We start from the raw sequence: 15,651 nt of genomic DNA, 5'->3' as shown, positions 1-15,651 counted from the left end.
TTTACTTCTCCTTGTCCCCTAAGAGCCGATGTATTTCGCTCTTCAGAATCTCTGTTGGCTGATAGATTTGAGCTGCACGACTAAGTTTGTTTAAGTCTGGCCAGTCATCTCTAGCCAACAACTCATCAAAGGCGCGTCCAATCGCTTGCGTATCCTCTCGTTTAGCAGTCAAGGCAATCCCTGCCTCTAATCCACGAACTGCATAGTCATACTGATCATAGTCATGGGGGAGAATCAAGGCAGGCTTACCATAGATGATACACTGGTAAAAAATACCTGCACCACCATGATGAATCACATAATCCATCTGAGGAATGTACTCCATATAGGGAAGATAGGATACCACAGAAACATTGTCCATGAGCTCTTCACATTGGAAGTCTTGTCCGCCAAACCCCAGAGTCACAAAGAAGTGACAATCTGGATGTGCTTCTGCCAATTGTTGTGTCTGATAGAGGAGATTGTCTTTGGCCCATGCTAGCTGAGTGCCACAGGAGACAAGGACCTTCTTATAACCTGCATAAGGAGACAAATTGAGGGGATAATTTTCTGCCCTCTCAATCGAAGACCCAAAAGGTCCCACCCAAAGGTAGTGCTCTGGAAAACCACTTTTCAGCTCCAACTCTTTCATCCCAATTCCCAAGATGGAATAGGGTGAATAGATGGTTTCCTGACCTTTCTGATTGTAGAGCTTAAAATCGTAACGTTTCAATCGTTCTCTCAATAAAAAGCTTACGATTCGTTTCCCTAAACGAGTTCCTTTTCTTCCTAACCATTGCTGAGCAGATTGGAAAGATGTTTTTGGACTGCCCATTCCTCCAAAGAAACAAGGCGGTCCATCTGTCGTTTCAATGGCAAACTGTGTCGCCATCGTGGTAATCCAGGGAATATTCAACTGTTCCGCTACAAGTCCTCCAGAGAGGGTTATAAAGTCCGCAATCACAATATCCGGTCTATTTTCCTGCCACTCTTGCACTAATTGATCTGAAACCACATTGATCAAATCAAGACTAGCTGACAACTGTCGATAAGCAGAAAAAAGGTTTAACTGCCCTTCATTGTTGGCTACACGCTCAAACTCATCTACACAATTTTCTAAAATGGGAATCACCTGGAATCCCATCTCCTCTGCTACAGTTTTTCGTTGTGGTCCTGTAAATAATCGAATCTCATACAAGGGATCCTTCAACAAGGGTGCAAGTAAATTCAGTGTTGGGAAGAGATGCCCACTCAAAGGAACTACAACCACATCAATTTTGATTTTTCTCATATGTCTAGGATAGCAAATTTTTAAAAAAAGAACTACCAAAATGATAGTTCTTTACATTATTATTTATATTTTGAAGAATAAGTCCCTTCCACTCTACTTGATATTTAGAAGAGTTCTTTGTAGAGAGCAATGGTTTCTTCTAAAGTTGGCATATAAGAAGTTTTACAAACATTTGTAAGCGTTTTAAGTAAAAAGTTAGTAAAGAACAGCCAACCCTTTTTTCAAGAAAAAAGCTCCAAAAAGATAGCTTTCATCTCATTGGAACTTTTACTTAATCATTATTGCTTAGTTAATACCACTCGGTCAGATGCCTCTCGGTCCATATCATCGATAATCAATTGATTACCATTAACCGTGTAAATTTTGACATCATCACCGATAATGACACGTTGATTTTCTGGCTCAAAGCTGACTTGCTTGATTTCCTTATCTCCATCTGGCTCGACCTCAGTCCATGTACCAGTTTTACCTGTTACAACAAGAGTGATTTGGTCATTCTCATCTTTTTCAGTATAGGTACCATCGATATTCGTAGGTTGAGCTACAGTAGTGTCCTGACTTGAGGATGCCTGTGGTTGACTAGCGCTTGTCGTAGCGCTAGAAGATGATTCTTGTTGAGTAAATGATTGCTGAGCAGATTGCTGGGTAGGGGCTTGTGCCTTAGGTCCACAAGCTGCTAAAAGACTAAGAATTGCTAGGGAAGCAATAGAAAGTGTGAATGTTTTCGTTTTCATAGCGATTTCCTTTCTTTTGTGCCAATGTTTTGCTGGAATCGTTTCCAGATATACCTCCTACCTCAAGTATAACAACTTAAGCCTAGAAGGTCAACTAATCCCATCGCTTCCTTGCAAACTCGCTCGGACTTCCGAGATAAAGTAGAGCGAGCCCGTCACGAAAAGCAAGTCCTGATCTTTGGCCTTTTCTTCAAATTCTCTGATAAAACCGCCATAGGAAGAAATCAAATCGTAACCCGCCACATCCTTTTCATCCAGAGAGCCTTGGTAGTCAAAGCCTGTTACCTTAAGTTCCACCTCAGGCAACTGCTTAGATAGATAGCCTAACATCCCCTGATAATCCTTGCGTTTAAGTGCTCCAAAAAGGATGCGAACCTGGTAACCTTGCTGGATTTTCCCTTGGATAAACTCGACTAGACGAGTCAAGGCTGGCAGATTGTGAGCCCCATCTAGGTAGATTTGTGGACGAATCCGTTCCAATCGACCTGCCCAATGTGTCTCCTTCAAAGCCCGTCTGACAAACTCTTCTTCGACCCTTTCACCTCTTGACGCCATAAACAGAAGAAAAGTTTCTAAAGCCAAGGCGGCATTTTCTTGCTGATAAGCACCTTCTAAACCGATTTCAAGCTGTGAAAAGTTTGCTAGCTTACTTGAAAAATCCCCAGCATTCAAGGTGAAGTCTCGCCCAGCTTGATAAAGTTCGACAGCTAACTCTCTCGCTTTACTTTGACAGACAAGCTCCGCTTCTGGAGTAAGCTTGGCAATGACTGCCTTCTTGCCAGCCTTGAAAATACCAGCTTTCTGCTCGGCTATTTCCTCCAGACTATCGCCCAAGGTCTCCTGATGATCTAGCCCAATCGAAGCAATAACTGCAATCTCTCCTGTTACGACATTAGTGGTATCAAGCAAACCACCAATCCCCACTTCTAGCAGAACCAGATCCACTCCCTGCTCTTTAAAGTAAAGCAAAGCAATCAGAGTCAGTAATTCAAAAAAGGACAACTGGTCATAGGTTTGCAAAAGCGTCTTTTCCATCTCATTGACCTGCTCCGCCAAACGGATAAAATCTGCATCAGCAATCGGTTGCCCATTGATACAGATTCGATCATGGATACTGATGATATGAGGAGAGGTAAAAGTACCAACTTTTTTTCCATGAGCAACAAACAACTCCCTCATGAAGGCAATAGTTGACCCTTTACCGTTAGTCCCTGTTACGTGGATAATAGGATAAGTCTTCTCAGGATTCCCCAGCAAATCCACTGCTCGCTGCATTCGTCCAAGTCCAGATCTAAAGTTTAAACCAATCCGACTATGAAGCCATTCTTCTACTTCAAACATACATGTCTCCTTAACAAAAGTCCAATCAACTAGCGCACTAAAGTATTACTGCAAATAAAAAGCGAGGCCGGGATAAAAATCCCGACCTCTTACCTGGTTAGCTAATCACTAGCTACTATGAATTTCAACGTGAGCTAAAAACATCCACTGGATGTTCCAACTCTTTCTAGTTTCTAGGAGTTGGGGTGATACAGTCTCCCAGACATACCAGTTCTCTCTTATTTTAAGGAACTGGGCTAAAAACGTTCCCCGAACGTTCCTGCGTTTCTAATTTCTGGCGCAGGGCTAAAAACATCCACTGGATGTTTTTACTCCTCCATAAAGCTGTTGAAGACTTCTTCAATCATGTTCCATTCGTCTTCTGAGTCTTCTGGGATTGGTTGCAATTCGCCTTCTGTTCCGTCTTCATTTTCGATGAATGAGTAAGCTCGGATTTCAACTTCACCATTTTCATCTTCTTCTGCATTAACTGGCACTAGCAGAACATAGTTTTTACCAAATTCTTCTTTCCCATCGATGGTCAAAAGAATTTCAAACAAGGTTTCATTTCCTTGCTCATCTACTAGTGTAATCAATTCACGTTCTTCGTGGTCATGGTTGTGATCGTGTGACATAGTTTCTCCTCTGTCTTAAAATTTTCTATCTAAATAATTTTGCAAAATCAGCTGAGCAGCCAGCTTATCAATAACTTTCTTGCGTTTGTTACGGCTGATATCTGCTTGTTCAATCAACATACGCTCCGCAGCGACCGTTGTCAAACGCTCATCCTGATAGTCTACTGGCAAACCAAAGAGTTCTTCTAGCTTGGCACCATAGGCTTGACTGGCTTCTACTCGCGGACCGCTGGTATTGTTCATGTTCTTTGGCAAACCTACTACAAAGCGTTCTACCTTATAGCTGTCAACCAATTCCTTGATGCGGTCAAAACCAAACTGGCCTTGATCCTCATTAATCTGGATGATTTCAAGTCCCTGAGCGGTGAAGCCTAGTGGATCACTAATCGCCACCCCTACTGTTTTTGAACCGACGTCCAATCCCATAATTCTCATAGATTATAGATCGACTCCTTGTCCTTTAAGGTAGTAGCGTACCAATTCTTCAACAATTTCATCACGCTCATACTTACGGATTTGATTTCGTGCATTGTTATAACGAGGAACGTAGGCAGGGTCACCACTCAGTACATAACCGACGATCTGGTTAATCGGATTGTAGCCCTTGTCGTTCAAAGAAGCATAGACGTCTGTCAACGTTTCGCTAATTTCTTTCTTATTGGAATCATCCAATTTAAACCGTACAGTTTCTTCAGTAAATCCCATTCTAACACCCTCTTTCCTTAGAATAGTACTATTATAGCACATTCCCTGACGTTCTACAAATAAGTCAGTCTATTAATTTGGATTTTCTATTGTTCTGTCGCCCCATTTGCCACTCTATCTGCAATATATTGGCTAGGTTCGTTTTTTAAGAGATTTTCAAGGCCGATATTTTTTAAATATTCTAGCTGAGATGCCTTTTTGACATCCAATACTTGAAAATCATAAGTCGTTGTAGTCTGGATTTCTGTCTCGCTGAGTAGCTTTGTTTCCAGTTTGAATCCTGCTAGTTTGCGTGCCTCTTGGATGGTCTCATCCTTTTCTTCCGCTTCTAGAAGCGCTTTTTGCGTCTCCTCTAGGCCATTTTCAGAGATAAAGGTCTTGAGTTCATCCCCGACAGGTCGTTTTTGCTGGATGGTCAAGGTCAAAAACTGATTACCTTTATAGGTAATGGTTTGAATCTGTTGCGTTCCATTTTCTGACTTCGGCATCAACAGAGTCTTGGTGACAACCGTATTTTTTTCGGCATTGTCCAAAACGGGAAGGTTTGATTGGATGGGGTCAGATGCTGTTGTAGAAGCAGCAGGGGTTTCCTTTTTTTGCCCACATCCCGCAAGCAAAAAGAGGAGAGCAAAACTAGTAATTAGTAACTTTTTCATAATTCCTCACATGATTTTAAAACAAAAGAGCAAACAAGGCTAGGAGTCACTCCCAGCCTTGATGTTTTATAGAGCTGCACGTAGACGTGCTTCTGCATTTTCTACATTACGGACAGAGCGTGGCAAGAAGGCACGGATATCATCTTCTTTATAGCCGACTTGTAGGCGCTTCTCGTCAACGAGAATCGGACTCTTTAAGATCCGTGGTGTTTCCATGATTAAGTTGAGCACTTCATTGACACTCAAATCCTCTATGTCAACTCCAAGTGCCTTAGCGTAGCGGTTTTTTGACGAAACGATACTGGCAATTCCATTATCTGTTTTCGTGAGAATATCTAATAACTCTTCTCTTGTAATTCCTTCTTTACCAAGATTTTGTTCTTTATAACTTAACTGGTGGGCATTGAGCCAGGTTTTCGCTTTTTTACAGCTAGTACAACTTGAGACTGTATAAATTTTGATCATGTACCTACCCCTTTCGCTACATGTTACTATCAGTTTAGTCTATTATACCATAAAAAACATCCGACTTGCGACCTATTTTTAAAAAAAATTAACTTTTTTCGCGATTTTCGTACTTTTTTCTTGACAAAATCAATTTATAACCAACTTTTAAATTTTTTGATATACAATCGTTTTACAACTGTAACACTTATCATATAGAGAACGATAATCAAAAGCAAAAAGAGGAAATAAATTGGTTCCAAAGGGGTTAAATGAAGCAGGCTAGCAATTGAAGAGTAGGGAAGAAAGGTCACAAAACTAGCTGCTAGCAAGGTTGTTCCAAGAACAAACCATGATGGACGACTTTGTAAGAAAGGAAGTTTTGCTGAACGAAGCATATGGATAACCATGGTTTGGGACCACATGGATTCAATGAACCAACCTGTCTGGAACAAAATGATAAAGCCCGTTGCCGACTCTGCTCCGTGAGCATAAGCTTGACCTGTCGCCATTGGGACAATAACAAAATAGAGTAAGATAAAGGTCAAAATATCAAAGGCAGAAGAAATCGGACCCATCCAAATCATAAAGCGAGTAATAGACTTAGCCTCCCACTTATGAGGATGCTTCAAAAAGTCTTCATCCACATTATCAAATGGCAAGGCAATGCAAGAAAGGTCGTAGACGAGGTTTAACACAATCAAGTGAATCGGAGCCATAGGAAGGAAAGGTAAAAAGATACCAGACACTAGCAGAGAGAAAATGTTCCCGAAATTAGAGCTGACCGTCATCTTGATATATTTGGTCATATTAGCGTAGACCTTACGCCCTTCAACCAACCCTTTTTCAAGCACCATCAAATCCTTATCTAGCAAAATGACATCAGCCGTTTCTTTGGCAATATCTACTGCTGTATCAACAGAAATCCCCACATCTGCCACTTTCATAGAAGGGGCATCATTGATCCCATCTCCCATATAGCCGACACAATGTCCATTCGATTTGATTTGTAAAATGATTCGTGCTTTTTGATCCGGAGAGAGTTTGGCAAAGACGGTCACATGTTCGACTGCTTGGGCCAACTCTTCATCCGTCATGGCTTCAATATCAGAACCCAGCAAGATTTGATCAACGTCTAGACCAACTTTTTCGCAAACTGCTTGGGTTACCTTCTCATTGTCTCCCGTCAAGATCTTTGTTTGAACACCGTGTTCTAACAAAGCTTGGATAGCAGGTGCTGCTGATGGTTTTGGTGGATCTAGAAAGGCAAGATATCCTGTTAGAATCATCTCTTTTTCATCTTCAACGGAGTAAGCAAAACCTTCTTTTAGACCTGTTTTATAAGCGACTCCCAAGACTCGCAATCCCTGTTGATTAAGTTGATCTACTTCTTTTAAGATTTCCACTCGGATATTATCCGTCAGAGGGCTAATCTGACCTTGATATTCCACATGGGTTGAAATCGCAAGCATTTCCTCTAGGGCACCCTTGGTTACCAAACTAACAACTTCGTTCTGATCCTTGACGATGACACTCATCCGTCTGCGTTCAAAATCAAAGGGCAATTCATCTATTTTTTGGAAGCTAGTATCCAAATTTTGTAGAATAGCGTGTTCTTTAGCTTCTTTTTCAGTTCTACTGATAATGGCACGGTCCATCAAGTTTTTCAAACCGGTTTGAAAATAGGAATTGAGGTAGGCCCGTCTCAACACAGACAAATCCAAATCTCCATGTATATCCAAAGGATATTCAAGGACAATTTCGTCTTGGGTAAGGGTTCCGGTTTTATCCGTGCATAAGATATCAATAGCACCTAGGTCCTGTATGGCATTGAGTTTTTTGATGACGACTTTTTCCTTGGCCATGATAATGGAGCCTTTTGCTAGACTAGCCGTGATAATCATGGGAAGCATCTCAGGTGTGAGCCCGACACCCACACTCAGTGCAAACACACCTGCTTCCAGCCAGTCGCCATCTGTCAAGCCATTGGAGAGAAAGACGATGGGAACCATGACCAACATCAAACGGATCAAGAGCCAAGAGATGCTGTTCATCTCCCGTTCAAAAGAGGTCGGTTCGTCATAGGTATTAAGAGTCTGCTCGATTTCTCCCATCATGGTGTCATCACCGACCGCTAGAATCAAAGCCTTGGCACTTCCTGATATCACGTTGGTTCCCATAAAGGCGAGCGCTTCTGCTTCTAGTAGACTATCAAAGTTTGACTGACTCATTTTTGACAAGGCCAGTTTTTCAACCGAGTCACTTTCACCTGTCAAACCAGATTGTTGGACAAAGAAATCACGTGATTCAATTAAAAGGAGATCTGCCGGAATCATATCCCCAGCACTTAATTTGACTATATCTCCAACGACCAAATCTTCAATTGCGACCTCTAAACTCTGGTCTTCGCGAATAACTGTGGCTGTGTTCACAATCATTTTTGATAGATTGGTCGCAGCCTTGTCACTCCGCAGTTCTTGGACAAAGCGAATGCCACCAGAGATTAAAACGAGAACGACAATGATGATAGAGGTCGTCGGATCTTCTTGTCCAGGCTTCGCCAACCAGACATTGGTCACCATGGAGATCATCGCGATGACTAGCAGGATGATTGTAAATGGATTGATAATAGATTCGTAAATTTTTTTGAGGATACTGTCTTCTTGACCCTTAGTGATGGTGTTTTCGCCATATAGGTCACGATTTTTCTCCACCTGCTCCTCAGTCAAGCCTGTTAGACTTGTCTTATAAAAAGATAGAGTTTCGTTTAAGGGTGTGTGAATAGCTGTTGCTAATCTTTCTTTTGTAGTTTTCATTGGTTTCTCCTATCTGTATGAATGATGTGTTTCATACACAGAGACCAATCACTTTATAAGGGCAGAACGACACAAATCAGCGATTGGCTGTGTATGTGCGGTTCTGGATGATCGTCAATTTGCATCGTTTTTCTCCTTTCTTTTTCTTAAAACAGCAGAAAATCCTACCATAAAAATGGCAGGATTAAAAAACTAATTATCTGTTTTTTCGTTCAAGCTTTAACTCCATAGGGCGATGTAATGAGCTTAGTCTTGGCCTTCGCGACCAGGACTGTTGACCAACGAGTAGTGTCTCCACTGCTTTGCGGTAGTCATCCGTATCCCTATGGTAGCCTCACCTACCGTTTTCGTCTATTAGTATAAACCTTTAAAATATAAAAGTCAACGATTTATCTCATTTTTTAGATAACAATCAATTCTTTTGGAGCAAGTGTCAATAACTCACAACCGTTATCTGTAATTAAGATATCATCTTCGATACGAACCCCGTATTTCCCTTCGATATAGATGCCCGGTTCATCTGTCAAGGTCATTCCTGCCTTGATTGTATTCGTCGAGGTTTGGCTAAAGTAGGGTTCTTCATGGATGTCCAGTCCAATACCATGGCCAATACCATGAGTAAAGTAGTCGCCATAGCCCGCTTCTACTATGATATCACGAGGGATTTTATCAAAGTCACGGAAACCTAATCCTGCCTTGGCTTGATCAATCAGAGCTTGGTTGGCTTTCAGAACCGTATTGTAAATCTCTGCCTGCTCGTCACTGACATGACCGAGATAGATCGTCCGTGTCATATCACTGACATAGTGGTCGTAGAGACATCCGAAGTCCATGGTGATGGCTTCTCCCAGCTCTACGGGTTTATGCATGGGATGGGCATGTGGTTTAGAAGAGTTGATGCCACTTGCTAAAATGGTATCAAAAGACAAACCTGCCGCTCCTAGCTCACGCATACGGAAATCAAGGAAGTTGGCAATCTCAATTTCAGTCTTTCCTGGTTTGATAAAGTCAAGGGCATCGCGGAAAGCTTGGTCTGAGATAGAGCAAGCCTTGCGAATAGTTGCGATCTCCTTTTCATCCTTAATCATACGAAGACCCTCAACAAACTGAGTCTGCGGAAGTAAGTCCAAACCTGCAAAAGCTGCCTGCATACGATGATAGTAAGAGACAGAAATCTCATCTTCAAAACCGATGCGAGACAAGCCCATATCCTTGACAATTCCTGCAATGACAGCCAACTCATCGCGGTCAGCCACAATCTCAAAACCTGTCACTTCTTGTTTGGCTGCAATGATATAGCGAGAGTCTGTCACCAAGACCTGACGGTCACGGCTGATAAAAACGGTTCCGTTTGAGCCCCAAAAGCCGGTCAGGTAATAGACGTTTTTAAGGTTGTTGATGATGATGCCATCTAGTTCTTTTTCTTGCATTTTAGCTAGAAATGCTTGCACACGTTTATTCATGATGTAACTTTCCTTTCAAATAGTGTCCTGTGTAGCTGGCTTCATTGGCCGCTACTTCTTCTGGAGTTCCTGTTGCGATGATGGTTCCACCACCGACACCGCCCTCAGGTCCCAAATCGATGATATGGTCTGCCGTCTTGATGACATCCAGATTGTGCTCAATGACGAGGACAGTATTGCCATCGTCAACAAAGCGAGCTAAGACTTTAAGCAAGCGAGCGATATCCTCAGTATGAAGCCCTGTCGTTGGCTCATCCAGAATGTAGAAGGATTTTCCTGTTGAGCGTTTATGGAGTTCACTAGCCAACTTCATACGCTGAGCTTCTCCACCTGAAAGGGTGGTAGCTGGTTGTCCTAACGTTACATAGCCCAGCCCTACATCCTTGATGGTCTGGAGTTTACGTTGAATCTTAGGAATGTGTTGGAAGAATTCCACCGCATCGTTGACGGTCATGTCCAAGACCTGCGAGATATTCTTTTCCTTATAGTGAACTTCTAGAGTTTCACTGTTGTAGCGGGTTCCGTGGCAGACTTCACAAGCCACGTATACATCTGGCAAGAAGTGCATCTCAATCTTGATAATCCCGTCACCTGAGCAGGCTTCACAACGACCACCCTTGACGTTGAAACTAAAGCGGCCCTTCTTGTAGCCTCGAATCTTAGCTTCATTTGTCTGAGCAAAGAGGTCACGAATATCGTCAAAGACACCTGTATAGGTAGCTGGATTGGACCTCGGCGTCCGTCCGATTGGACTCTGGTCAATATCAATCAGACGATCGACATGCTCAATCCCCGTAATCGTTTTAAACTTACCAGGTTTGTCTGAATTGCGGTTAAGTTTTTGAGCGATTGCTTTTTTGAGAATACTGTTAATTAAAGTCGATTTCCCTGAGCCGGATACACCAGTCACAGCGATGAATTTTCCTAGTGGGAAGCGAGCGGTAATATTTTGCAAGTTGTTCTCATGCGCTCCTGTCACTTCGATAAAGCGGCCATTTCCGGCACGGCGCTCTTCTGGTACTGGAATGGCACGTTTACCTGACAAGTACTGGCCTGTGATAGATTTGCTGTTACGAGCCACCTGCTTTGGCGTCCCTGCAGCGACGATTTCTCCACCAAAAACACCGGCACCGGGACCAACGTCAATCAGATAATCCGCCTCACGCATGGTATCTTCATCATGTTCCACTACGATCAAGGTATTTCCTAAATCACGCATTTTTTTCAAGCTGGCAATCAGGCGGTCATTATCCCTCTGGTGGAGACCAATCGACGGCTCATCCAATATATAGAGGACACCTGAGAGGTTGGACCCAATCTGAGTCGCCAAGCGAATTCGCTGACTCTCCCCACCTGAAAGGGTTCCTGCCGAACGTGACAGAGTCAGATAGTTGAGGCCTACGTTATTGAGGAAGGTCAAGCGATCCTTGATTTCCTTGAGAATAGGACGGGCGATAATGGCTTCATTTTCAGACAAGGTCAGCTGGCTCACCAACTCCAAGTGGTCTGCGATAGACAGGTCCGAAATTTCTCCGATATGTGGTCCTTGCTCCCCACCAACACGGACAGACAGGGCCTGATCGTTGAGACGGTAGCCGTGGCAGGTTCCACAAGTCAGCTCATTCATGTAGAGTCGCATCTGGGTACGGGTGTAGTCACTGTTAGTCTCATGGTAACGACGCTTGATATTATTGACAACCCCCTCAAAAGGAATGTCAATATCGCGCACACCGCCAAATTCATTTTCATAGTGGAAATGGAATTCCTTGCCATCAGACCCGTAGAGAATCAAGTTCTTATATTCTTCTGACAAGTCTTCAAATGACTTATCCATATCCACTCCAAAGGCTGTCATGGCTTGTTCCAGCATATTTGGATAGTAGTTAGATGAGATAGGATTCCAAGGTGCTAAGGCTCCCTCACGCAAAGTTTTGCTGGTATCAGGAACCACCAAGTCAACATCCACCTCGAGCTTGATGCCCAAACCGTCACATTCACTACAAGAGCCAAAAGGAGCATTAAAGGAGAAGAGACGAGGCTCTAGCTCTGGTACAGTAAAACCACAAACCGGGCAGGCATAGTGCTCAGAAAAGAGCAACTCAGAATCGTCCATAGTGTCGATAATCACATAACCTTCTGCGATACGAAGGGCAGCCTCAATGGAGTCAAAGAGACGGCTACGAATGCCCTCCTTGATAACAATACGGTCAACTACGACATCAACATTGTGTTGCTTGCTCTTAGACAGCTCTGGAACTTCGGTCACATCATAGACTTCCCCATCCACTCGGACACGGACATAGCCGTCTTTCTGAACCTTTTCAATGATGCTCTTGTGTTGCCCTTTTTTCTTACGAATGACAGGAGCTAAGATTTGCAGACGTTGGCGTTCTGGCAATTCCAAAACCTTATCCACGATTTGCTCAACAGAAGAAGCCTTGATAGCCCCATGTCCGTTGATACAGTAAGGCGTCCCCACACGTGCGTAGAGGAGACGCAGATAGTCATTGATTTCAGTCGTGGTTCCCACGGTCGAACGAGGGTTTTTGCTGGTCGTTTTCTGGTCGATGGAAATAGCTGGGCTGAGGCCATCAATGGCATCCACATCTGGTTTTTCCATATTGCCCAAGAACTGGCGAGCATAAGCTGATAGACTCTCTACATAGCGACGTTGGCCCTCCGCATAGAGGGTATCAAAGGCCAGACTGGATTTCCCAGACCCTGACAAACCAGTCACAACAACCAGCTTGTCTCGCGGAATCTCCACATCAATATTTTTTAAGTTATGGGCACGTGCCCCATGAATCACAATTTTATCTTGCATCTTTGTTCTTTCTAGTCCATTATTGCTTTCCATTATACCAAAAAATGTGAAATTCTATTACCCAAAAAGCTGTTTTTATAGTATAATAGTACGGTGCAAAAAATGAATCACTGAATAGTAGGAAAGGATAGGGGATATGAAACAAGTTTTTCTCTCAACAACAACGGAATTTAAAGAGATCGACACGCTTGAACCGGGTACTTGGATCAACCTCGTCAATCCTACACAAAATGAATCGTTGGAAATCGCTAACGCCTTCGACATTGACATTGCCGACCTTCGAGCACCACTCGATGCGGAAGAAATGTCCCGTATTACCATCGAAGATGAGTACACTTTGATTATCGTGGACGTTCCCATCACAGAAGAAAGAAACAATCGTACCTACTACGTTACGATTCCGCTGGGGATTATCATCACAGAGGAAACCATTATCACCACCTGCTTGGAACCCCTCCCCGTTCTCGATGTCTTTATCAACCGTAGACTGCGTAACTTTTACACCTTCATGCGTTCACGCTTTATCTTCCAGATTCTCTACCGCAACGCCGAACTTTACCTTACAGCCCTTCGTTCGATCGACCGTAAGAGTGAACAAATTGAAAGTCAACTTCACAAATCTACTCGAAACGAAGAGCTGATTGAGCTCATGGAATTGGAAAAGACCATCGTCTATTTCAAGGCCTCACTTAAGACGAACGAGCGCGTGATTAAGAAATTGACTAGCGCAACTAGCAATATCAAGAAATACCTAGAAGACGAAGACCTACTCGAAGACACTCTGATTGAAACCCAACAGGCCATCGAGATGGCAGATATCTATGGAAATGTCCTTCACTCTATGACAGAGACCTTTGCCTCTATCATTTCCAATAACCAGAACAACATCATGAAGACCCTGGCTCTCGTGACCATCGTTATGTCTGTCCCAACCATGATCTTCTCAGCCTACGGGATGAACTTCAAGGATAATGAAATCCCTCTAAACGGTGAGCCACACGCCTTCTGGTTAATCGTCTTTATCGCCTTTGCTATGAGTGTTTCGCTCACTCTCTATCTCATCCATAAAAAATGGTTCTAAGAGGAATCCCTATGTCTCAGATTGATTTACAAAAATTAACTAAGAAAAACCAAGAGTTTATCCATATCGCTACCCAACAATTTATCAAAGATGGTAAAACAGACGCTGAAATCAAGGCCGTCTTTGAGGAAGTCATTCCTAAAATCCTTGAAGAGCAAGCCAAAGGAACGACTGCACGTTCCCTCTACGGTGCTCCAACCCACTGGGCTCATAGCTTCACTGTCAAGGAGCAATACGAAAAAGAGCATCCAAAAGAAAATGACGATCCAAAACTCATGATTATGGACTCAGCCCTTTTTATCACCAGTCTCTTTGCATTGGTTAGCGCTCTAACTACCTTCTTCTCTACAGATCAGGCTATTGGCTATGGGTTGATTACCCTCTTGTTGGTTGGACTTGTAGGAGGACTTGCCTTCTATTTGATGTACTACTTTGTCTACCAGTACTATGGACCAGACACAGACCGTAGCCAACGTCCTCCATTCTGGAAATCAATCCTCGTCATCCTGGCTTCTATGATCCTTTGGTTGGTTGTCTTCTTTGCAACAAGCTTCCTACCAGCCAACCTCAATCCAGTCCTTGCTCCATTGCCTTTGGCTATCCTGGGAGCTGCCCTTCTCGCCCTTCGCTTCTATCTCAAGAAACGTTTCAACATCCGAAGTGCAAGCGCGGGCCCATCACGTTATTAAGAAAAGTGAAAAGCTATGGCATATAGTCAATCCTTAGCTCAGCAGATTCGAAAAATTCTAGCGCTCAAACTTCCTCCCCAAATTTTCGAAGAAGAGTTAGAAGAAAAGAAACTGTTTGGTGGCCTTGCCTTTATGATTCGTGGGAAAATGGTCCTTACAGTCAGTTCCAGAAAAGACGAGCTGGTTATGGTGAGAATTGGCAAAGAAATGGAAAAGCAAGTTCTACCCCGAACAGGAGCTCGTACTACATTGATGAGAGGGCGACCTTATCATGGCTATATAGACCTAGATATCGAAGGTCAAAAAGAACTTCCTTACTGGATTGATTTAGCTCTCTCCTATAATCAAGAGTTGACCAAGTAACTCATATCTAGCGAGATTAGAAAAACGAAAAGCAACTGCACAGGCGGTTGCTTTTTCACTTGCTTTCTTGAAATTCAATAGAACTTCTGAGTCTGATTCTTATAGTTTTCTTTCATCTTTTGTGATAAAATAGGCTCATACTCAATGAAAATCAAAGAGCAAACTAGGAAGCTAGCCGCAGGCTGTACTTAAGTACGGCAAGGCAAAGCTGACGTGGTTTGAATTTGATTTTCGAAGAGTATCAATCTATTTCTAGGAGGATGAGATATAGTTTCTACTATTGGTATTGTTAGTTTGTCTAGTGGCATTATCGGAGAGAATTTTGTCAAACACGAAGTCGACTTGGGTATTCAACGCCTCAAGGATTTGGGACTTAATTCTGTCTTCTTGCCCCATTCGCTAAAGGGTTTAGACTTTATCAAGGACCATCCTGAGGCACGTGCAGAAGATTTGATGCAGGCCTTTTCGGACGATAGCATCGACATGATCCTATGCGCCATCGGTGGGGATGATACCTATCGCTTGCTACCTTATCTTTTTGAAAACGACCAGCTTCAAAAGGTTATCAAGCCAAAGATTTTTCTTGGCTTCTCGGATACTACTATGAACCACCTTATGTTGCACAAACTAGGGGTCAAGACTTTTTATGGG

The 15,651-nt window shown here is 43.0% G+C and carries 15 protein-coding genes and 1 riboswitch; of the genes, 4 read left to right on the top strand and 11 right to left on the bottom strand.

The window, feature by feature from the left end; all coding sequences use genetic code 11:
- Position 1 precedes the first annotated feature (1 nt).
- The 11 genes from SORDD27_RS06910 to uvrA all read right to left on the bottom strand — a co-directional run bounded on the left by SORDD27_RS06910 (position 2) and on the right by uvrA (position 12,867).
- Complete coding sequence (locus SORDD27_RS06910; RefSeq protein ID WP_061428428.1) at positions 2-1,270, bottom strand: glycosyltransferase; 1,269 nt, start codon at positions 1,268-1,270, stop codon at positions 2-4.
- 278 nt (positions 1,271-1,548) lie between these two features.
- Positions 1,549-2,004 (bottom strand): SP_0198 family lipoprotein, encoded by a 456-nt coding sequence (locus tag SORDD27_RS06905; protein ID WP_061428257.1) that lies wholly within the window; start codon positions 2,002-2,004, stop codon positions 1,549-1,551.
- A 90-nt stretch (positions 2,005-2,094) separates the two neighbouring features.
- Positions 2,095-3,345 (bottom strand): bifunctional folylpolyglutamate synthase/dihydrofolate synthase, encoded by a 1,251-nt coding sequence (locus tag SORDD27_RS06900; RefSeq protein ID WP_061428255.1) that lies wholly within the window; start codon positions 3,343-3,345, stop codon positions 2,095-2,097.
- A 308-nt stretch (positions 3,346-3,653) separates the two neighbouring features.
- The gene (locus SORDD27_RS06895; RefSeq protein WP_061421468.1) at positions 3,654-3,959 is read right to left on the bottom strand and encodes a DUF1292 domain-containing protein; all 306 of its coding nucleotides are present in this window, start codon (positions 3,957-3,959) and stop codon (positions 3,654-3,656) included.
- A 15-nt stretch (positions 3,960-3,974) separates the two neighbouring features.
- Positions 3,975-4,394: a Holliday junction resolvase RuvX gene (gene ruvX / locus SORDD27_RS06890; protein WP_002876031.1), complete on the bottom strand. Its 420-nt coding sequence runs from the start codon at positions 4,392-4,394 to the stop codon at positions 3,975-3,977.
- Between the two features lie 3 nt (positions 4,395-4,397).
- Positions 4,398-4,664 (bottom strand): IreB family regulatory phosphoprotein, encoded by a 267-nt coding sequence (locus SORDD27_RS06885; protein WP_000507059.1) that lies wholly within the window; start codon positions 4,662-4,664, stop codon positions 4,398-4,400.
- Positions 4,665-4,750: 86 nt separating this feature from the next.
- The gene (locus tag SORDD27_RS06880) at positions 4,751-5,320 is read right to left on the bottom strand and encodes an SP0191 family lipoprotein (protein WP_061428252.1); all 570 of its coding nucleotides are present in this window, start codon (positions 5,318-5,320) and stop codon (positions 4,751-4,753) included.
- 66 nt (positions 5,321-5,386) lie between these two features.
- Positions 5,387-5,785 (bottom strand): transcriptional regulator Spx, encoded by a 399-nt coding sequence (spx, locus tag SORDD27_RS06875; protein WP_000591165.1) that lies wholly within the window; start codon positions 5,783-5,785, stop codon positions 5,387-5,389.
- A gap of 134 nt (positions 5,786-5,919) precedes the next feature.
- Positions 5,920-8,580 (bottom strand): magnesium-translocating P-type ATPase, encoded by a 2,661-nt coding sequence (gene mgtA, locus SORDD27_RS06870; RefSeq protein ID WP_061428250.1) that lies wholly within the window; start codon positions 8,578-8,580, stop codon positions 5,920-5,922.
- A 196-nt stretch (positions 8,581-8,776) separates the two neighbouring features.
- A riboswitch (M-box (ykoK) riboswitch) is annotated at positions 8,777-8,928 on the bottom strand.
- Positions 8,929-8,981: 53 nt separating this feature from the next.
- Positions 8,982-10,043, bottom strand: a complete 1,062-nt coding sequence (locus tag SORDD27_RS06865; RefSeq protein WP_042767660.1) for a M24 family metallopeptidase — start codon at positions 10,041-10,043, stop codon at positions 8,982-8,984.
- Complete coding sequence (gene uvrA, locus SORDD27_RS06860; RefSeq protein ID WP_061428248.1) at positions 10,036-12,867, bottom strand: excinuclease ABC subunit UvrA; 2,832 nt, start codon at positions 12,865-12,867, stop codon at positions 10,036-10,038. The genes SORDD27_RS06865 and uvrA overlap by 8 nt, the downstream gene beginning before the upstream one ends.
- A gap of 136 nt (positions 12,868-13,003) precedes the next feature.
- Here uvrA and SORDD27_RS06855 point away from each other — a divergent pair, with 136 nt between their 5' ends.
- The 4 genes from SORDD27_RS06855 to SORDD27_RS06840 form a co-directional block, all read left to right on the top strand.
- A complete protein-coding gene (locus tag SORDD27_RS06855) occupies positions 13,004-13,948 on the top strand; it encodes a magnesium transporter CorA family protein (RefSeq protein ID WP_000815617.1) in 945 nt (314 codons plus the stop codon).
- An 11-nt stretch (positions 13,949-13,959) separates the two neighbouring features.
- Positions 13,960-14,637, top strand: coding sequence for a DUF1129 domain-containing protein (locus SORDD27_RS06850; protein WP_061428246.1), 678 nt, complete (start codon positions 13,960-13,962; stop codon positions 14,635-14,637).
- Positions 14,638-14,652: 15 nt separating this feature from the next.
- Positions 14,653-15,000 carry a TfoX/Sxy family protein gene (locus tag SORDD27_RS06845; RefSeq protein ID WP_007520826.1) on the top strand — a complete coding sequence of 116 codons (348 nt, stop codon included), beginning with the start codon at positions 14,653-14,655 and terminating at the stop codon, positions 14,998-15,000.
- A gap of 267 nt (positions 15,001-15,267) precedes the next feature.
- On the top strand, positions 15,268-15,651 hold a 384-nt coding region (locus tag SORDD27_RS06840), incomplete at its 3' end, for an LD-carboxypeptidase (RefSeq protein ID WP_196755633.1).

Source organism: Streptococcus oralis (assembly GCF_001579025.1).
In the GTDB taxonomy this organism is placed as follows: Bacteria; Bacillota; Bacilli; order Lactobacillales; family Streptococcaceae; genus Streptococcus; species Streptococcus oralis_X.
This window is presented reverse-complemented; position numbering and strand designations above follow the sequence as displayed.